The 17,865-nt window shown below is 72.1% G+C and carries 16 protein-coding genes and 1 pseudogene; 11 read left to right on the top strand and 6 right to left on the bottom strand.

Annotated features, from left to right (window positions below; genetic code table 11):
• Nucleotides 1–857: 857 nt before the first annotated feature.
• From LO772_RS13620 to LO772_RS13610, 3 genes are all read left to right on the top strand, one after another.
• Nucleotides 858–1,739, top strand: coding sequence for a helix-turn-helix domain-containing protein (locus tag LO772_RS13620; protein WP_231778672.1), 882 nt, complete (start codon nt 858–860; stop codon nt 1,737–1,739).
• A gap of 2 nt (nt 1,740–1,741) precedes the next feature.
• On the top strand, nt 1,742–1,942 hold the full coding sequence (locus tag LO772_RS13615; RefSeq protein ID WP_231778671.1) for a DUF397 domain-containing protein: 201 nt from the start codon (nt 1,742–1,744) through the stop codon (nt 1,940–1,942).
• A 149-nt stretch (nt 1,943–2,091) separates the two neighbouring features.
• On the top strand, nt 2,092–3,081 hold the full coding sequence (locus LO772_RS13610) for a malate dehydrogenase (protein ID WP_231778670.1): 990 nt from the start codon (nt 2,092–2,094) through the stop codon (nt 3,079–3,081).
• Between the two features lie 78 nt (nt 3,082–3,159).
• Here the strand turns inward: LO772_RS13610 and LO772_RS13605 are convergent, their stop codons facing one another.
• A complete protein-coding gene (locus LO772_RS13605) occupies nt 3,160–3,606 on the bottom strand; it encodes an Lrp/AsnC family transcriptional regulator (RefSeq protein WP_231778669.1) in 447 nt (148 codons plus the stop codon).
• 297 nt (nt 3,607–3,903) lie between these two features.
• Between LO772_RS13605 and LO772_RS13600 the strand changes: the two genes are divergently transcribed.
• Nucleotides 3,904–4,245, top strand: a complete 342-nt coding sequence (locus LO772_RS13600; protein ID WP_231778668.1) for a hypothetical protein — start codon at nt 3,904–3,906, stop codon at nt 4,243–4,245.
• Between the two features lie 204 nt (nt 4,246–4,449).
• Here the strand turns inward: LO772_RS13600 and rocD are convergent, their stop codons facing one another.
• Both rocD and LO772_RS13590 read right to left on the bottom strand, forming a co-directional pair.
• Complete coding sequence (rocD, locus tag LO772_RS13595; protein ID WP_231779537.1) at nt 4,450–5,661, bottom strand: ornithine--oxo-acid transaminase; 1,212 nt, start codon at nt 5,659–5,661, stop codon at nt 4,450–4,452.
• Nucleotides 5,662–5,735: 74 nt separating this feature from the next.
• Nucleotides 5,736–7,004 (bottom strand): dimethylarginine dimethylaminohydrolase family protein, encoded by a 1,269-nt coding sequence (locus LO772_RS13590; protein ID WP_231778667.1) that lies wholly within the window; start codon nt 7,002–7,004, stop codon nt 5,736–5,738.
• Nucleotides 7,005–7,476: 472 nt separating this feature from the next.
• On the opposite strand from LO772_RS13590, the gene trpS reads away from it, so the two are divergent.
• From trpS to LO772_RS13575, 3 genes are read left to right on the top strand one after another with little or no spacing between them, the layout of a single operon-like run.
• Nucleotides 7,477–8,535: a tryptophan--tRNA ligase gene (trpS, locus tag LO772_RS13585; RefSeq protein ID WP_231778666.1), complete on the top strand. Its 1,059-nt coding sequence runs from the start codon at nt 7,477–7,479 to the stop codon at nt 8,533–8,535.
• Nucleotides 8,536–8,552: 17 nt separating this feature from the next.
• Nucleotides 8,553–9,080 carry a 2'-5' RNA ligase family protein gene (locus tag LO772_RS13580; RefSeq protein ID WP_231778665.1) on the top strand — a complete coding sequence of 176 codons (528 nt, stop codon included), beginning with the start codon at nt 8,553–8,555 and terminating at the stop codon, nt 9,078–9,080.
• 19 nt (nt 9,081–9,099) lie between these two features.
• Nucleotides 9,100–10,332 (top strand): YihY/virulence factor BrkB family protein, encoded by a 1,233-nt coding sequence (locus LO772_RS13575; RefSeq protein WP_231778664.1) that lies wholly within the window; start codon nt 9,100–9,102, stop codon nt 10,330–10,332.
• Between the two features lie 78 nt (nt 10,333–10,410).
• Here LO772_RS13575 and LO772_RS13570 read toward each other — a convergent pair whose 3' ends face one another.
• Nucleotides 10,411–11,658 (bottom strand): D-alanyl-D-alanine carboxypeptidase family protein, encoded by a 1,248-nt coding sequence (locus LO772_RS13570; RefSeq protein ID WP_231778663.1) that lies wholly within the window; start codon nt 11,656–11,658, stop codon nt 10,411–10,413.
• 180 nt (nt 11,659–11,838) lie between these two features.
• Between LO772_RS13570 and LO772_RS13565 the strand changes: the two genes are divergently transcribed.
• The 4 genes and pseudogenes from LO772_RS13565 to LO772_RS13550 form a co-directional block, all read left to right on the top strand.
• Nucleotides 11,839–12,114 (top strand): SCO4848 family membrane protein, encoded by a 276-nt coding sequence (locus tag LO772_RS13565; protein WP_231778662.1) that lies wholly within the window; start codon nt 11,839–11,841, stop codon nt 12,112–12,114.
• Nucleotides 12,115–12,319: 205 nt separating this feature from the next.
• Entirely contained in the window at nt 12,320–13,552 is a 1,233-nt protein-coding gene (locus tag LO772_RS13560; RefSeq protein ID WP_231779536.1) for a cytochrome P450 family protein, read from the top strand.
• 203 nt (nt 13,553–13,755) lie between these two features.
• Nucleotides 13,756–15,132, top strand: a complete 1,377-nt coding sequence (gdhA, locus tag LO772_RS13555) for an NADP-specific glutamate dehydrogenase (protein WP_231778661.1) — start codon at nt 13,756–13,758, stop codon at nt 15,130–15,132.
• Between the two features lie 275 nt (nt 15,133–15,407).
• Nucleotides 15,408–15,500, top strand: a pseudogene (locus tag LO772_RS13550) (peptide deformylase); the annotation flags it as partial.
• Between the two features lie 36 nt (nt 15,501–15,536).
• Here LO772_RS13550 and LO772_RS13545 read toward each other — a convergent pair.
• Both LO772_RS13545 and LO772_RS13540 read right to left on the bottom strand, forming a co-directional pair.
• A complete protein-coding gene (locus LO772_RS13545; protein WP_231778660.1) occupies nt 15,537–16,427 on the bottom strand; it encodes an RNA polymerase sigma-70 factor in 891 nt (296 codons plus the stop codon).
• A 121-nt stretch (nt 16,428–16,548) separates the two neighbouring features.
• Complete coding sequence (locus tag LO772_RS13540) at nt 16,549–17,751, bottom strand: NAD(P)/FAD-dependent oxidoreductase (RefSeq protein ID WP_231778659.1); 1,203 nt, start codon at nt 17,749–17,751, stop codon at nt 16,549–16,551.
• Nucleotides 17,752–17,865: the final 114 nt, after the last annotated feature.

The raw sequence follows: 17,865 nt of genomic DNA, 5'->3' as shown, positions 1-17,865 counted from the left end.
GGTGGTCGCGGAAACCGGTCGAGAGTTCGGAGGTTGCGGAGGAAAGGCGGGGGCGCGTCCGTGTCCGGTCCCGTTCGCGCCCGGCTCGATCCGGTTTTCGCAGGCCTGACGCACCAGCGCGCGAACGCTGCTGTGCACCACGCTGCGTCCCGCCGTACCGCCTAACATGCGGGATCTGCGAATCATTCGAGTGCGACACGGGCACGTGGCATGGTCGATTCGGGACAAATTCGGGCGCATCGCTCAAGGCCCGCGTCGATGACGCCAAACGCCGGTGGGGGAGTCGATACGGAGCGGCCTGTCTTGCGGTGCCTGGTCTGGTTCAGTGATGGCGCGTGAGGCTGGGGAACGTCCTCCGGGGCTCATCCGCGTGACGCCGCGTTCGCCGGGTTGCCGACCGCCGGATGTATCAGGCCCTGGAGTCCCGAGGCCCTGCACCCGGTGGTCGGGGAGAAGGCGCCGCGCGACCCGGTCGCGGAGGCGAAGGCCCCCCGGCCGCGTTCCTCCGAGGTCGGCGTGACAACACGAAGCGCGCCGTGCTCGCCGAGCTCCGGTGAGAGCTGATTGTGGTGAACACCAACGACGGGCCCGCCTCCGCGCGGGCACGCGGCCGGGTCGGCGGGGCTGCCGCAGGCTCCGCTCCCGCCGAACCCCAGGTCAAAGCCCGCTCAGGCCCCCAGGGGCTGGGCACCGGCATTCGGTCCGATGTTCCTCAACCCCCCCGGCTCGTGCACGGCGCTCGTGTGACCGGAGGGCGTACGCCGCTTGGGCGTGGGCGGGAACTCCCCGTGTGGGTGAGGGGGTTCACGGCGACGCCCTAGGATGCGGGGCGACGTGGAAGCAGCAGGGGGTAGCCAATGGGACTGGACACGTCGGCTCTCTACCTGAGTCGCCAGGCGGGGCAAGCGCTTGCCGACCTGCGTGTCGCGTTGAAGCTGAGCCAAAAGGCAGTCGTCGCCCTGCTGGAGGAAGCCGGGCTCGCCAGTTCACAGCCGCGCGTCTCCCGCATCGAGAAGGGCGGCCTGTGGCCCACGGACGACGAGCTGGAAGTGATGCTCGACGCCTACGGCGCCGATGAGGTGAAAAGGGCTCAGATCCGCACGTGGGTCCAGTCGGGCCGCGCGGTCGGTACGAACTGGTGGGACCAGTACCGCGATCTCCTGCCCGTCCACCAACACGCCACCCGCGACGTGTTCGTCTGCGAGGACGCCGCCGAGCGAATGGCCAGCTACTGCGGGGGTTTCATCCCGCCGGTGTTGCAGATCGAGGACTACGCCCGCGAGTTGATGGCTTTCGGCTATCCCGGGGAGGCGCCGAAGACGCTGCGGCGGCACATCGACCTGCGGGTGGGCCGTGGTCGCGTTCTCGTGCGCGACAACCCCCTCGTGGCCGACCTCGTGGTGTCGGAAGCCGCGTTGCGCGCGCAAGTCGGCGGTGCCGAGGGGATGCGCCGGCAGTTGCAACACGTCCTGGAGATGACGGAACGCGACAACGTCACGCTCGGCGTCGTCCCGTTCAACGGTCGCTACCCCTGGACGGGCTTCGTGTTCCACGTCTTCGACTTCCCCGGGTTGGATGTCCTGCCGATCGGCCTTCAGGACCTTCCGAACGGCACGCGATCGACCGATCACCCGAAAGAGGTCAAGGCTCTTCGCGCGGAATTCGAGAGGATGAAGGGAGCCGCGTTGTCGCCGGAAGAATCGCGCAAGATCATCGCCACTGCTGTGAAGGAACTGTGATCATGAAGCAGCGCAACTCCTGGGTTCCGACGGGAGCCTGGTACAAGTCCTCCTACAGCTCGAGCAACGCCGGCACCTGTGTCGAAGTCAACCCCGCCCCCCTCCCTCGCGTTCGCGACTCCAAGCTCGTTGACAGCCCCCTCCTCGCCTTCTCCCCGCAGGCCTTCGCCGCCCTCACCGTCGCGCTGAAACACCTCCGCTGACCCGGTCCCGTCAGCCGATTTCGGTGGTGTTTCCCACATGGGGTGCGGGACCGTCGGTCGGGCCAGGGTGGGCGGAGTAGGGTGGCGGGGGAATTATCTCGATCCCGAGATAACCCCTTTCCGGGACCCTCACCCAGGAGATCGCCACGATGACCAGCACGCCCGTCAACGTCACCGTCACCGGCGCGGCCGGCCAGATCGGCTACGCGCTGTTGTTCCGCATCGCCTCCGGCCACCTGCTCGGCCCGGACGTGCCGGTCAAGCTGCGCCTCCTGGAGATCCCGCAGGCGGTCAAGGCCGCCGAGGGCACCGCGATGGAGCTGGACGACTGCGCGTTCCCGCTGCTCAAGGGCATCGACATCTTCGACAACCCGACCGACGGTTTCGCCGGCGCCAACGTCGCGCTGCTGGTCGGCGCGCGCCCGCGGACCGCCGGGATGGAGCGCGGTGACCTGCTCTCCGCGAACGGCGGCATCTTCAAGCCGCAGGGCGAGGCGATCAACGCCGGTGCCGCGGACGACATCAAGGTCCTCGTGGTCGGCAACCCGGCCAACACCAACGCGCTGATTGCGCAGCAGCACGCGCCGGACGTCCCGGCCGAGCGGTTCACCGCGATGACCCGCCTCGACCACAACCGCGCGATCTCGCAGCTCGCGCGGAAGACGGGCGCCGGCGTCGACGAGATCACCCGCCTGGCGATCTGGGGCAACCACTCCGCGACGCAGTACCCGGACATCTACCACGCGGAGATCTCCGGCAAGAACGCCGCCGAGGCCGTGAACGACGAGGCGTGGCTCGCCGACACGTTCATCCCGACCGTGGCCAAGCGCGGTGCGGCGATCATCGAGGCCCGCGGCGCCTCGTCCGCGGCGTCGGCGGCGAACGCGGCGATCGACCACATCCACACGTGGGTCAACGGCACCGCCGCGGGCGACTGGACGTCGATGGGTGTCGTCTCCGACGGCTCGTACGGCGTCCCCGCCGGCCTCATCTCGTCGTTCCCGGTCACCTGCACCGGCGGCAAGTGGGAGATCGTCCAGGGCCTGGAGGTCAACGACTTCTCGCGCGCCCGCATCGACGCCTCGGTCAAGGAGCTGGCCGAGGAGCGCGACGCGGTGCGTGAGCTCGGCCTGATCTGAGCCCCGGCCGATCCCGCCCGGAGGGGCGTCGCGGCGGTACGCGAACTCGCGGCCGTACGACGCCCCTTCCGGCGTTTCTCAGCCGTTGCCCGGCCGCTCCAGGAGCGTGCTGAGCACCACCTCGCTGTGTGTCGCCATGACCACCGGCTCCATGCGGATGCGCTCCAGCACCGCTTCGAGATGCCGCACGTCGGCGGCGAGGAGCCGCACGACGGCATCCGGTTTTCCGGTGACCGTCTCGGCCCGGATCACCTCGGGATGGCGTTCCAGGCAGGTGCGCAGCTCGTCGGGCGTGGTGCGCGGTTCGCAGAACAGCGCGACGAGCGCCTCGGTCGTCCAGCCGAGCGCGTGCGGGTCGATGCGGGCGGTGAAGCCCTTGATGACGCCGGTGCCGCGCAGCCGGTCGACGCGGCGCTTCACGGCGGGCGCGGAGAGCCCCACGCCGATGCCGATCTCGGAATAGCTGGCACGGGCGTCCCGGATCAGGTGCGCGACGATCTTCTCGTCCAGGTCGTCCAAGGCCACGCGCCCATGGTGCGCCTTCCAGGCCCGGCCGTGCGGCGGTTCGGCGATTTCCCACCCTCACGTGCGACATCGGACGGCAATCCGTGCCGGTGACGGCGAGGGAGGACAAGTGCCGTGAGGTGGTGATTTCCCCCTCACGCGGGCCGCCGGGACGTAACGAACCGATAGCGCGCGGGTAGCGCGGGAATCACATCCGGGTGTATCCGTCTATGGTGGCTGTGCTTGGAGAGCGTCGGCACCCGTGCGCGGACGTCGGCTCCGGGGGGCTCCACGACGTGTAACCGACGGAAGTGTCCGATGCGCCATCACACGACCAGCCGCCTGCGCGTACGGGTGGCGACCACCGCCGCCGCGGTGGCCGGGACCTGCGCCGCCCTGGCGGGCCCGGCCTCGGCCGCGGCGCCCGGCCCCGCCGAGGCCGCCCCGGCCGCGTACGCCGAGACGGCGCCCGGCCCCGACGCCGCGCGGCCGGACGGGGGCGGTGAGGCGCACGACGCGGTGCCGGACCAAGGCGGCGAGGTCTCGCAGGACGGCGGCAGCGGTGACGTCGCCCCGGCGGTGACCGTCCTGACGTTCCTCGGGCTGGGCGCGATAGCCGTGGCGGTGGCCGCCGAAAAGCGCCGCAAGTCCGGCTGCTGAGACCCCGGTTCACGCCGCGGGCTACGCCGGTCCGGATGCGACCGCCACCGCGCCCGGCGCGCGACGTCCGCGAACGAGCGGCGGGACCGCGATCGCGGGCAACGCCGACCCGGGCCCGTCACACGGCCTCGCGACGGGCTTCGCGACCGGCTTCGCGGCGAGAGCCGTGCCCCGGTCCGCGTTCGGCCGATCCGCCGCCCGGTCTCACCCGCTCCCCAGCACCGCCCGCAGCCGGTCCAGCCCCCAGTCCAGGTCTTCCCGGGAGATCACCAGCGGCGGCGCGATGCGGATCGTCGACCCGTGGGTGTCCTTCACCAGGACCCCGTGGTCCATCAGGGCCTGCGACACCTCCCGGCCGGTTCCGTGCGCCGGGGCGATGTCCACGCCCGCCCACAGGCCCCGCCCCCGGACCGCCGTCACCGGGCCGCCGACGAGCGCGCCCAGTTCGGCGTGCAGGTGCGCGCCCAGCTCCGCCGAGCGCTGCTGGATCTCGCCGGACCGCAGCATCGCCAGCACCTCCAGCCCCACCGCGCAGGCGAGCGGGTTTCCGCCGAACGTCGACCCGTGTTCGCCCGGTTTGAAGACGCCCAGGATCTCGCGCGACGCGACGACCGCCGACACCGGCAGCACGCCTCCGCCCAGCGCCTTGCCCAGCACGTACATGTCCGGGACGACGCCCTCGTGCTCGCACGCGAACGTGCGGCCGGTGCGGCCCAGGCCCGACTGGATCTCGTCGGCGATGAACAGCACGTTCCGCTCGGTGCAGACGCGCCGGACCTCGGCGAGGTGGCCCGGCGGCGGGACGAGCACCCCGGCCTCGCCCTGGATCGGCTCCAGCAGCACCGCCACGATGTCCGGGTCGCCCTCGACGACATTGCGCAGGGTGTCGGTGTCGCCGTACGGCAGCACTACGAACCCCGGTGTGTACGGCCCGAAATGGTGCTTGGACTCCGGGTCGGTGGAGAAGCTCACGATCGTCGTCGTCCGGCCGTGGAAGTTCTCCGTCGCGACGACGATCTTCGCCCGGCCGTCCGGAACGCCCTTGACCTCGTAGCCCCACTTCCGCGCGGTCTTGATCGCCGTCTCGACCGCCTCCGCCCCGGTGTTCATCGGCAACACCATGTCCATGCCGCACAGTTCGGCGAGTCGGCGGCAGAACACCCCGAACTTGTCGCTGTGGAAGGCCCGGCTGGTGAGGGTGACGCGGTCGAGCTGGCGCTTGGCGGCCTCGATCAGGCGCGGGTTGCGGTGGCCGAAGTTCAGCGCCGAGTACCCGGCGAGCATGTCGAGGTAGCGGCGGCCGTCGACGTCGGTCATCCACGCGCCCTCGGCGTGGGCGACGACGACGGGCAGCGGGTGGTAGTTGTGCGCGCTGTAGGTGCCGGCGAGCGCGATCAGTTCCTCGTCGTGCTTGATCACATGGCGTCCTTCCGCCCGGCAGGGAACACACGTCGAACCATCATCGAACGATTTCGGACATGCCCGAACTGTCAATGATTGACGCGCAGCTCCAGCACACAACTGCGTACGCCGGCGCCGAGTCCCGCGAAGCACGACATGTCGACGGCGATGGTGCGGAACCCGTGGCGCGCGAGCTGCGCCGCCAGGCCCGGCGCGCGGTCGGTCAGGACGACCGTCCGCCCGTCGCAGATCGCGTCGAGCCCGCCGGCCAGCGTGTCTTCCTCGCCGACCGGGATCCGCTCGGGGAACATCCGCGCCAGCCGCTCGCGCGCCGTCGCCGAGAACGCCGCCGGGTGGTACGCGATGGTCCGGTCGGTCAGCACCGCTATGGCGCTGCCGAGCCGGGTGATCCGGGGGTTCGTCAGCTCCAGCGGCACGACCGGCAGGCCCAGGAAGTCGCCCGCCTCCGCGTGCGCCCGTGCCTCGGTGTGCGGCCCGTACGCGGCCAGCAGGTGGCTGCCCGCCGGGATCAGGTCCGTCTCGCCCTCGTGGGCGAACACCGGTTCGAGGCGCGTGCGGTAGCCGCGGTCGGCGAACCACCGCAGATACGCGGGGGACTCCGGCTGCCGGGCCATGCTCCGGTACCGCGCGCCCAGCACGCGCCCGTCGACCACGGTCGCGGCGTGCGCGGCGAACACCATGCCGGGCAGCCCGCCGCGCGGCGGGATCAGGCTGACCGTGTGCCCGAGCCGCAGCAGCACCTCGCGCAGCCGCTCCCACTGCTCCATCGGGGACTCCGGGGGGCCGCCGGCGGCGCCGCCCGCCGCGCGGCTCTCCGCGCCGAGGCTGCCGAGGTCGCCGCGGTGGCCGAAGTCGCCGAGGCCGCTGAGCCCGCCGAGCCCGCCGAGCCCGCTCAGGGCATCGAGGCCGCCGACCGCGTTCCCCGTCGGGCCCAGGGAGCGCGAGTAACCGGAGTAACCGGCATACCCCGCGTAACCCGCCCCGTCGGCGCCGCCCGCCGTACCGCCCGCCGCGGCCCGCGCCGCCGACCCCGCGCGGAACCCCTCCGTGAGTGCCCACCCCGACCCCGCGGCCGAACCCGCCGCCGAACCCGCGACCGCGGGCGAGCGCGCCGGGCCGCTGTCGCCGGCCGGGCCGTCGTCCGTACCGGCCGGGCGCGGCGCGTCCGTCGCCGCGCCCGCGTGGTGCGTCGGCGGGCACATGACGTAGACGCGGCGTGACGCCTGTCTGCCGACCGCCTCGCGGCGGTGGCGGGGCCGGGGCATGCGCGTCCGGCGCGAGCGGGTGGCGGGCGACATCGTGCTTGCTCCGGCCACGGGCGGAAGGGTCAGGCGCACGCGTTCTCCCTGAAACGGAACGGAACACCCCCGCGTGCGGGGCCGCCCCTCGTTTTCCGGCGTTCTCCGGTGTCACCGGACGACAGCGTCCACGGGAGGGCGCCCGGGGTTTCCGGGGCCCGGCCATGCCCGACGCACCCCTGCCACACTTCGTCACCCTGGATGCCCGGTCCGCGACCCTGTGTGTCGGCCCTGGCCAGCCTAGGCCGGTCGGCCTATCGCGGTAAATGCGCGAACGTTGCGTGCCTCGTCCGGATCGTTGCACTTAGGGATGGCTTGGTGGCGCTTCGTTGCGGCGCCCGACCATATTGCGCGCGCCGTTCCCACGCGTCTCGCTCCCGCGTCCGAGCCCGCGCACGTCGCCGGCCCGGGCTCGCGTCCGCGGCATCCGCGCACCCGGCGTGACGACCGCGACACCGCGATCCCGCGCCCCGGAACCGAGCAGTCGTCCGCGCCTGAGAGAATGACGCCTATGGTTGCGACCGTTACGACCGCCTCGGGATCCCGCGGGGCACGTCCCCGCGTGCTGTCCGGCATCCAGCCCACCGCCGGCTCGTTCCACCTGGGGAACTACCTCGGTGCCGTGCGGCAGTACGTCGCGCTTCAGGACGCCAACGACGCCTTCTACATGGTCGTCGACCTGCACGCCATCACGGTCCCGCAGGACCCGGCCGAGCTGCGCGCCAACACCCGCGTGTCGGTGGCCCAGCTGCTGGCCGCCGGGCTCGACCCGGACCGCTGCGCGCTGTTCGTGCAGAGCCACGTCCCGGAGCACGCGCAGCTCGCCTGGGTGATGAACTGCCTGACCGGGTTCGGCGAGGCGTCGCGCATGACGCAGTTCAAGGACAAGTCGGCCAAGCAGGGCAGCGAGACGACGACCGTCGGGCTGTTCACGTACCCCGTGCTCCAGGTCGCCGACATCCTGCTTTACCAGGCCAACGCGGTCCCGGTCGGCGAGGACCAGCGCCAGCACCTGGAGCTGACGCGCGACCTCGCGCAGCGCTTCAACGCACGGTTCGGGCCGACCTTCACGGTGCCGGACGCGTACATCGTCAAGGAGACGGCGAAGATCGTCGACCTCCAGGAGCCGACGGTGAAGATGAGCAAGTCGGCGTCGTCGCCGAAGGGCATCGTCAACCTGCTCGACCCGGCGAACCAGACCGCGAAGAAGATCCGCGGGGCGGTCACCGACACCGGCACCGAGGTCCGCTACGACGAGAAGGAGAAGCCGGGCATCAGCAATCTGCTGACGATCCACGCGGCGGTCTCCGGCACGCCGGTCGCGGAGTTGGAGGAGCGCTTCGCGGGCCGCATGTACGGCGACTTCAAGAAGGAGGTGGCGGAGGTGCTGGTCGACTTCGTCACGCCGTTCCAGGAGCGGTTCCACACGTACCACGACGACCCGGCCGAGCTGGACCGCATCCTGGCGAAGGGCGCCGCGAAGGCGCGGGAGGTCGCGTCGGTCACGCTCGCCGAGGCGTACGACCGCATCGGCTTCCTGCCGCCGCTGGCCCCCGGCGCCGGGGCCTGAGCGGTCGCGGAGCGGGCATGCGCACGATCGGTGTTTCCCTCGCGATCCCCGAGCCCTGGGGCGGGCAGCTCCAGGACTTGCGGGCGGGTTTCGGCGACCCGCTGGCCCGCGCGATTCCGACGCACGTGACGCTGCTGCCGCCCACCGAGGTGGAGGACGCCGCGCTCGGCGAGATCGAGGAGCACCTGCGCGCGGTCGCGGGGGTCGAACGACCGTTCCCGATGATCCTGCGCGGCACCGGAACGTTTCGCCCGACCTCCCCGGTGGTGTTCGTGCAGGTGGCGCGCGGCATCACGGACTGCGAGCGGTTGGAGGAGGCGGTCCGCTCGGGGCCGCTGCTGCGCGGGCTGCACTTCCCGTACCACCCGCACGTGACGGTCGCCCACGACCTGCCGGACGACGTGCTCGACCGGGCGTTCGACAAACTCTCCGGTTACGAGGCGTCGTTCCGCATCGATGGCTTCAGCCTGTACGAACACGGCCCCGACGGGGTCTGGCGCCCCCGCCGGGCTTTTCCGTTCCCCGGCGGTATGGCCCCTTCGTGATCGGGGCAGACCAAGTGCCGTGGCGATCAAGGACAAGATGCTGGCCCTCCCCGGTGTGGGCCGCACGATGGGCGCGTACGAGCGGTACTCCGACCGCGACGGCAACTTCTCCGCTGCGGCGGTCACCTTCTACGGCTTCTTCTCGTTGTTTCCGCTCATCGCTCTCGCCGCGGCCGTGGTCGCCGCGGCGCTGAGCCCCGGGCGGGTGCAGGACCTCCAGGACAAGATCGCCGACGAGATCCCCGGGATCGCCGACAAGATCAACCTGTCGGGGCTGGTCGACAACGCCGGAGCCGTCGGGCTCGTCGGTGGTGTGGTGCTGCTGTTCTCCGGGCTCGGGTGGGTCGAGGCGGTGCGCAAGGCGATCCGCAAGATGTGGTTCCCGGACGAGGCGCAGCCCGAGGGCGTGACGGCGACGCTGACCGCGAAGGCCAAGGACATCGGCATCCTGGCCGGCCTCGGGCTCGCGATGGCGCTGTCGGTCGGCGCGTCGACGTTCGCCACGAGTGTGATCGGCCGTATCTCCGAGACGATCGGGCTGCACGACAACCCGGCCGGGCGCATCCTGTTGCAGATCGCGGCGTTCGCGGTCGCGGTACTGGCGAGCCTCGTGCTGTTCGTCTACCTGCTGGTCGGCATCCCGACGCTGACGATGCCGCGCCGCACCGCGCTGTCGGGTGCGCTCATCGGCGCGATCGGTTTCGAAATCCTGAAACTGATCGTGGCGACGTACATCTCCGGGGTCGCGGGCAAGAGCATGTACGGCGCGTTCGGCGTGCCGATCGCGCTGCTGCTGTGGATCTACTTCGTGACCCGGCTCCTGCTCTTCTGCGCGGCGTGGACGGCGACGGACAAGCGCGCGGAGGCCTGGGCGCGGGAGCACGAGGAGGCCGAGAGGCCGCACCACACGGACGGCGGCGCCGGCCGGGACGGCGAAGGCGGCGCGCCCGAGCCGGCCGGCGCGACGACCGCCTCGGAGTGGCAGGCCAAGGCGCCGTCGTCGGAGGCGCGCCCGCCGCGGTGGCGCGGTCGCCGGGGCGGCGCCCACGAGGCCGGCCCCGCCGACGACGCGCCCTCCGACGAGTCGGGCGGCGCCGACCGTCCCGACCGCACCGAGAACGCCGCCGCGGCACCGCGCCGCGCCGCGAGGTCGGCGAGCGCTCTGCGGGGCTACGCGCTCGGCATGCTGGGCACGGCGGGTGCCGGCGTGGCCCTGGAACGCCTCACGCGCCGTTCCCGCGACGGCCGCTGACGCGACGTCACACTCGGTCGCCGTCTCCGCTCGGCTCCGGCCTTGCCCCGGAGCCGAGCGGAGACGCGCGCCGCGGTGTCACGGCACGATGTCGTCGTCGAAGTAGACCGTCGGCCGGGACCATCCGCGCCGTCGGATGAGGAACACCGTGGTCCCGCTCACCAGCAGCACCGCCGGGATGCCGGCTCCCGCCCACAGTCCCCAGTCGACGCCGCCGCCCTGCGACGAGCCGGCGTTCTCGACGACGGGCATCGCCGGTTGCGGCGACGGTTCCGGGGCGGGCGGCGGCGACGCGTCCGGCCCGTTCTCGTCGTGGTCGGGGCCGATGGGGTCGACGAGTTCGCCGACCGGCTTGGCCGTTCGGGCGTTCGCGAAGCCCCAGTCGAGGAGCTGCCGGGTGAAGTCGTAGATCGTGCCCTTGGTGCCGACGCGCATGATGCTCACCATGAGCGTGCGGCCGTCGCGGGTCGCGGCGCCGACGAACGTGTTCTTCGCGTTGGTGGTGTAGCCGTTCTTGACCCCGATCATCCCGGGGTACGTGCGCAGCATCGTGTTGGTGTTCGAGATGCCGAAGGTCGTGTTGTCCTTGCCGGGGAACTGCGCCTCCTGGCGGGCCGCGTACGTCCGGAAGTCCGGGTTCTTGAGCCCTTCACGCGAGAAGAGCGCCAGGTCGTACGCCGACGACACCTGGCCCGGAGCGTCGTAGCCGTCGGGTGAGACGACCTGGGTGTCGAGTCCCTGGAGGGTCTTGGCGCGGGTGTTCATCTCCGCGACGGTCGCCTCGACGCCGCCGTTCATGTGGCACAGCACGCGGACGGCGTCGTTCCCGGACTGCAGGAACACCCCGTTCCACAGGTCCTCCACGCGGTACGTCAGGTTCTCCTTGACGCCGACCGCGCTGCTGCCCGCGCCCAGGCCCTCCAGTTCCTCGACCGTGACCGTGTGGGTGGCGTCGCGGTCGAGTTTGGGCAGGACGGTGTCGGCGAACAGCGTCTTGAGGGTGCTGGCCGGCGCGAGCTTCCAGTGCGGGTTCTTCGCGGCCAGGATCTGACCGCTCGTCACGTCGGCGACGAGCCACGAGTACGCGTCGACCGCGGGCAGCGGCGGCGTGCCCGGGGGTAAGTCGGCCTGGACGCCGGGCTGGGCGAGCCGTGCGCCGCCGAGCGACGACATGTCCGGTGGCGGGGGCGGTTCGGCGGGGGGAGGCGCGGCTTCCCGGGTGTGCGGAACCGCTCCGACCGCCGCGGGAGTTCCGCCGAGAACGACCGCGGCCAACACCGCACCGACGGTGGCGAGACGCATCGCCGGTCCAGACCTGTATGACATGCAGATGAGCGTAACTGTGGCCCCCACCTGCGGAGCAGACCCGAACCCCGCGCATACTGGACCCGAACGGGACTGTGACCGAACGGCCTAACGCGAGCCCCGGCTACCTCCCCGGCAAACCCCAGGGGACCCCAAGGAACCGGAAAAACTCACACAGAATCAGAAGAAACAGGTACAGCCATGCGCATCGGCCGCAAGACCTCCGGCCTCCTGCTGCTCTTCGGGGTGTGGACCTGGGTCCTGTGGCCCAACTTCCTGAAGAACATCTGGAAGGACGAGAAGTCCTGGAACGACGGGCCGACCGCGTTCTTCCTGGTCCACCTCGCGCTCACCGTCGTCTCGTTCGCGGCGGGCAACGCGATCGGCTGGCTCGGGATCCGGGGGCTTCGCGCGAACCGGCGTACGGACACCGCCGATTCGGTGCCCGAGGAGCGCGAACGCGTGCCGGCGGCCTGACCGGCGTCCCGCACCCGGCCTGACCGGCGCCGCGGCCGAGCCGCCCGCGCACCCCGGCCGGGCCCGGCGGGCGTCCCGGGCGTCGCCCCCGCCCGCCGACCCCGTCCGGAGCGGCGGTTACCGTGGAACGGTGCCCCCACCGAATCCGACCGCCGCGCAGGCGTGTCCCGCCGGGCTCGGCGACGGCGGTTCCGACCGGCCCGGGCTGTTCACCCGCGAGTTCGTCGCCGACCCGTACCCCGCCTACGCGTACCTGCGCGACCACGCGCCGGTGCACCGCACGACGCTGCCCAGCGGCGTCGAGGCGTGGCTGGTGACGCGCTACGCCGACGCCCGGCAGGCGCTGGCCGACCCGCGGCTCAGCAAGAACCCCCGGCATTCCGAACAGGCGTGGAAACAAGGCAAGGTCGGGGTGCCGGGCGAGCAGCGCTCGGGCGTCGGGGCGCACCTGCTCAACCTCGATCCGCCCGATCACACGCGGCTGCGCCGCCTGGTGTCCACGGCGTTCACGCCGCGCCGCGCGGAGGCGTTCCGGCCGCGCGTCCAGGAGCTGACCGACCGGCTCATCGACGGGTTCGCGGCCCGCGGCGAGGCCGACCTGATCCACGACTTCGCGTTCCCGCTGCCCATTCACGCGGTCTGCGACCTGCTCGGCGTCCCGGCCGAGGACCAGGACGACTTCCGCACGTGGGCCGGGATGATGATCCGGCACGGCTCGGGACCGCGCGGCGGTGTGGCGCGCGCCGTCCGGCACATGCGCGGCTACCTGAGGGACCTCATCCACCGCAAACGCGCGGTGCTGCGCGACCACGCGTCCGGCGACGCCGCCGACGACGACCTGATCACCGGGCTCATCCGCGCGAGCGACCACGGCGAACACCTCACCGAGGACGAGGCCGCCGCGATGGCCTTCATCCTGCTGTTCGCCGGATTCGAGACCACCGTGAACCTCATCGGCAACGGCCTCCTCACACTCCTCACCCACCCCGAGGCGCGCGCCGGCCTCCAGCGCGAACCCGACGCGCGGATCGCCCCCGCGATCGAGGAACTGCTGCGGTACGACGGCCCGGTGGAACTCGCCACATGGCGGTTCACGACGTGCGACACCCCCATCGGGGACGTCGTCGTCCCGGCGGGCGAGCCCGTGCTGGTGGTGCTCGCGTCGGCGGACCGCGACCCGCGGCGGTTCGCCGACCCGGACACCCTCGACCTCGGGCGCGCGGACAACCCGCACCTGGCGTTCGGCCACGGCATCCACTACTGCATCGGGGCGCCGCTGGCCCGCCTGGAGGGGCAGATCGCGGTCACGACGCTGCTGCGCCGCCTGCCCGACCTCGCCCTCGCGGAACCCGCGGAGGAGTTGCGGTGGCGCGGCGGGCTGATCATGCGGGGGCTGCAACGGCTGCCGGTGGTTTTCCGCGCGGAAGCCGTGCCGTGAAATGCGCCGACCGCCCGAGAGTTTATCCGTGGCGTGACGAAGCCGTCACGCCGAGGAACGGAATAATCGTCCAGGATGCGTCATTTGGCACGTTGGACGCCACGATAGGCTTTTCGCGTCGTCCGGGCAGGAACGGATCACCGGAATTCACCGGCTCCCCGGCCCCGCAGAGCCGACACCGCTTCAGAAGGGGTACACCACCGATGCCGCTTTCCCGCCCGGCCGCCGCGACCACGACGGGCCGGTCGCTGACCGGCGAGCTGTTCGACGAGGTGCTGCGCCGCAACCCCGGCGAACCGGAGTTCCACCAGGCGGTGCGCGAAGTCCTCGATTCGCTCGACCCGATCCTCGCGGCCCGCCCCGATTTCGTCGACGCCCGTCTCCTGGAACGCATCTGCGAACCGGAGAGGCAGATCATCTTTCGTGTTCCGTGGCAGGACGACAAAGGCGTCGTACGCGTCAACCGGGGCTTCCGGATCGAGTTCAACAGCGCGCTCGGCCCGTACAAGGGCGGGCTGCGGTTCCACCCGTCGGTGAACCTCGGCATCGTGAAGTTTTTGGGCTTCGAGCAGATTTTCAAGAACGCGCTCACCGGTCTCGCGATCGGCGGCGGCAAGGGCGGCAGCGATTTCGACCCGCACGGGCGGTCGGATGCCGAGATCATGCGGTTCTGCCAGTCGTTCATGACCGAGCTGTACCGGCACCTGGGCGAGCACACCGACGTACCGGCCGGTGACATCGGCGTGGGCGGGCGCGAGATCGGCTTCCTGTTCGGGCAATACCGCCGGATCACCAACCGCTGGGAGGCCGGCGTGCTGACCGGCAAGGGCGCGGACTGGGGCGGTTCCGCCGCGCGGCCCGAGGCCACCGGCTACGGCAACGTGCTCTTCGCGTCCGCGATGCTGAAAGAGCGCGGCGAGGAGTTCGCCGGGCAGCAGGTCGTCGTGTCCGGGTCGGGCAACGTCGCGATCTACTCGATCGAGAAGGCGCAGGCGCTGGGGGCGAACGTCCTGACCGCGTCCGACTCCTCGGGCTACATCGTGGACGAGAAGGGCATCGACCTCGCCCTCCTGAAGGAGATCAAGGAGGTCGAGCGCGGTCGCATCGACGAGTACGCCGCCCGCCGCGGCGCGTCGGCGCGCTTCGTGGCGGGGGGCAGCGTCTGGGACGTCCCCGCGGACGTCGCGCTGCCGTCGGCCACGCAGAACGAACTGGACGCCGCCGCCGCGACGACCCTCGTCCGCAACGGTGTGAAGGCCGTCTCGGAGGGCGCCAACATGCCGACGACCCCCGAGGCGCTGCACATCTTCCAGAAGGCCGGTGTCGCGTTCGGCCCGGGCAAGGCCGCGAACGCGGGCGGCGTCGCGACGAGCGCCCTGGAGATGCGCCAGAACGCCGGGCGCGCGACGTGGGCGTTCGACGTGGTCGAGGCCGAACTCGCCGCGATCATGCGGGATATCCACGACACGTGCTTCGCGACCGCGGAGAAGTACGGCCACCCCGGCGACTACGTCGTCGGCGCGAACATCGCGGGCTTCGAGCGCGTCGCCGACGCGATGCTCGCCCAGGGCCTCATCTGATCCGGCGCCCGACCCGCGCACCGGGGACGACCGCACCCACCCGAGTGGGCGCGGTCGTCCCCGCCGCGGCAACCCCCTCGTGATCGAGGGCACGGGCTGCTTCGCCCGCTGCCCGTGGTCGACCGCGGGCACGGTGCCCGGCCCCGGCCGCGCGCCCACCAGCTCGCCCCGTACGAGCGCATCCTCGTGCACTCGCCGGCACGCGTGGTCGACCGCCGTGACAGCGTCCCCCGTTCCCCCGCCCTCTCCCGCCCCGCCCCTCCCGCTCACCTCCGTGCGAGCAACACGAGACCGACCACCTCGACGGCTACCTCCACGTCGACCGCCTCTCCAAGCGCGACCGCAAGAACGCCCTGAAGAAGCTGGAGTCGATGCGGGGACGATCCGGTCGGCGGAGCCGCCGCTCACCGTGGCCCGTTTCCGGTCAGGCCGCCGAGTTTGTCGGGGTTGACCTGCAGCCGCAGGTTGCGGATGCGGTTGTCGACCAGGTCGAACGTCAGTGCGCCGACCGGGAGTTCGCCGACGGCGAGCAGCACGCCCAGTTCGCCGTTGATCAGGGCGGGGCGCAGGGTGACGCCGGCCGACTGCGGCTTGGCCAGGATCCCGAGCGTCCAACGCGCGACATGGTCCGGTCCGTGCAGGGGCCGGAGGGCGGCGGTGATCTTGCCGCCGCCGTCCGACCACGCGGTCACGTCCGGGGCGAGCAGGCGCATCATCGCGTTGAGGTCGCCGCCCGCGCAGGCGGCGATGAACCGCTCGGTGGCCCGCTTGCGCTGGTCCTCGTCGCTGTCGAAGCGCGGGCGGCGGGCCCGGACGTGCTCGCGGGCGCGGTGCGCGATCTGGCGCACGGTCGCCTCGGGCCGGTCGAGGGTGCGGGCGATCTCGGCGTGGGTGTAGCCGAAGACCTCGCGGAGCATGAACACCGCGCGCTCGACCGGGGTGAGGGTTTCCAGAACCACCAGCATCGCGGTCGAGACGGTGTCGGCCATTTCGGTCTCCGCGGCGGCGTCCGGCGAGGTGAGCAGGGGTTCGGGCAGCCATGGGCCGACGTAGGTCTCGCGGGTGGCGCGGGCCGAGGTGAGGCGGTTCAGCGACAGATTGGTGACCGTGCGGACCAGGTACGCCTTCGGGTGCCGGATCGCGGTCCGGTCGGCGGCGTCCCAGGTGAGCCAGGCGTCCTGGAGGACGTCCTCGGCGTCGGCGACGCTGCCCAGCATGCGGTAGGCGGTGGCGAAGAGCAGCCGCCGGTGCGCGAAGTACGGGTCCGTTTCCGGCGCCGTCTCGGTGTCGGCCATGTGCTGATGCTCCCGGTGTGCGGCCGGAACGGGGAAGGGCGGGGGTCGGGGGCCGTCATGCCGTGCGTGGCGGCCAGGAGGCGGGGCGCGGGGCGCCGGTCGGTGCGTACGCGTCCCGCGGTCACGCGGTGACCCCGCGCGTGGCACGGCCGCCTTTGGACAGGGTGGCGCTGAGGTGCATCCTCTTGCTGATCCGGTAGAGCGTGAGCGGGCTGCCGCTGATCTTCTCCTTGTAGAACACGGCCGCGCGGCCGGTGAGGTGGGCGCGGCGCGGTGTGTCGTCGGCGTGGGTGAACTGGATGACCGCGTCGCGGCGGCCGAGGCTGACCGGCTGGTGGACGTAGCCGAAGCGGAACGGGCCGACGGTTTTGCCGCGCAGCAGCCGGGCGATCGTGTCGGCGGTGTACTGGGCGGTGGGCAGGCCGCTCTGGCAGGTGCCGTGGATCCGTCCCCACGGCATGTGGATCGCGGCGGCGTCGCCGACGGCGTGGATCTCCGGGTGGGACACCGAGCGCAGCGTCGCGTCGACGACGACCAGGCCGCGGTCGTCGACGGCGATCCCGGCGTCGCGTGCCAGCGAGGGCACGACGACGCCCGCGGTCCACAGGCACGCGTCCGAGGCGACCGTCTCGCCGTTGTCCAGTTCCACGGCGTCCGGCAGGACCTTGGCCACGCGTGCGCCCGTCTTGACGGTGACGCCCAGCCGGTCCAGCGCCCGGCACAGGTGGGCGCGGGCGCGGGCGCCGTGCCGGGCCGGGCCCGCCCCCCATGCCGCGACGGGCTCGTCTTGGCTGATCAGGGTGACGCCGAGGCCGGGCCGGGCCTCGGCGATCTCGGCCGCGGCCTCGATGCCGGTCAGACCGCCGCCGCAGACCGTGACGGTGCCGTCGGCCGCCGCGACGTCGTCCAGCCGGGCGGCGAAGTCGGCGGCGGCGCGCGGGCTGTCGAGGGTGAACGCGTGGTCGGCGGCGCCGGGGACGCCGCGGGTGTCGGTCGAACTGCCCAGGGCGTACACGAGGGTGTCGTAGGCGAGCGCCGCGGCGCCGCGGTCGACGGCCACCGTGCGGGCGGCGGGGTCGATCGCGGTGGCCGCGCCGTGCACGAAGACGACGCCGGTCCCGGCGAGCAGGTCGGGGATACGGTGTCGCGGCAGCGTCTGTCCGGCGGCGATCTGGTGCGTCCGCAACCGCTCGGTGAACAGTTCGGAGGGGTTGACGAGGGTGATCCGGACGCCGGTCCGCCGGGTTCGGCGGGCCAGGCGGATCGCGGCGAACATGCCGGTGTAGCCGGCACCGAGAACGACGACGTGGTGGCCCGTCTTCATCGCTGCATCACTCCCCAGGTCGGGTCACCGGGCCGGGTCGGTGCCGGTGACGCCCAGGGGACAGGTGGGCGGCCCGGGACGTGACACCGCCCCGGCGTGATCCGGGCCACAGGA

This window comes from Yinghuangia sp. ASG 101, assembly GCF_021165735.1.
Taxonomy (GTDB): Bacteria; Actinomycetota; Actinomycetes; order Streptomycetales; family Streptomycetaceae; genus Yinghuangia.
This window is presented reverse-complemented; position numbering and strand designations above follow the sequence as displayed.

Bases quoted from the DNA above. Each gene is read 5' to 3' on its own strand.
- LO772_RS13565 (WP_231778662.1), top strand. From the start codon at position 11,839: ATGCGCATCGGCCGCAAGACCTCCGGCCTCCTGCTGCTCTTCGGGGTG.
- LO772_RS13540 (WP_231778659.1), bottom strand. From the start codon at position 17,751: ATGAAGACGGGCCACCACGTCGTCGTTCTCGGTGCCGGCTACACCGGC.
- trpS (WP_231778666.1), top strand. From the start codon at position 7,477: ATGGTTGCGACCGTTACGACCGCCTCGGGATCCCGCGGGGCACGTCCC.
- LO772_RS13580 (WP_231778665.1), top strand. From the start codon at position 8,553: ATGCGCACGATCGGTGTTTCCCTCGCGATCCCCGAGCCCTGGGGCGGG.
- gdhA (WP_231778661.1), top strand. From the start codon at position 13,756: ATGCCGCTTTCCCGCCCGGCCGCCGCGACCACGACGGGCCGGTCGCTG.
- LO772_RS13615 (WP_231778671.1), top strand. From the start codon at position 1,742: ATGAAGCAGCGCAACTCCTGGGTTCCGACGGGAGCCTGGTACAAGTCC.
- LO772_RS13600 (WP_231778668.1), top strand. From the start codon at position 3,904: ATGCGCCATCACACGACCAGCCGCCTGCGCGTACGGGTGGCGACCACC.
- LO772_RS13545 (WP_231778660.1), bottom strand. From the start codon at position 16,427: ATGGCCGACACCGAGACGGCGCCGGAAACGGACCCGTACTTCGCGCAC.
- LO772_RS13570 (WP_231778663.1), bottom strand. From the start codon at position 11,658: ATGTCATACAGGTCTGGACCGGCGATGCGTCTCGCCACCGTCGGTGCG.
- LO772_RS13620 (WP_231778672.1), top strand. From the start codon at position 858: ATGGGACTGGACACGTCGGCTCTCTACCTGAGTCGCCAGGCGGGGCAA.
- LO772_RS13610 (WP_231778670.1), top strand. From the start codon at position 2,092: ATGACCAGCACGCCCGTCAACGTCACCGTCACCGGCGCGGCCGGCCAG.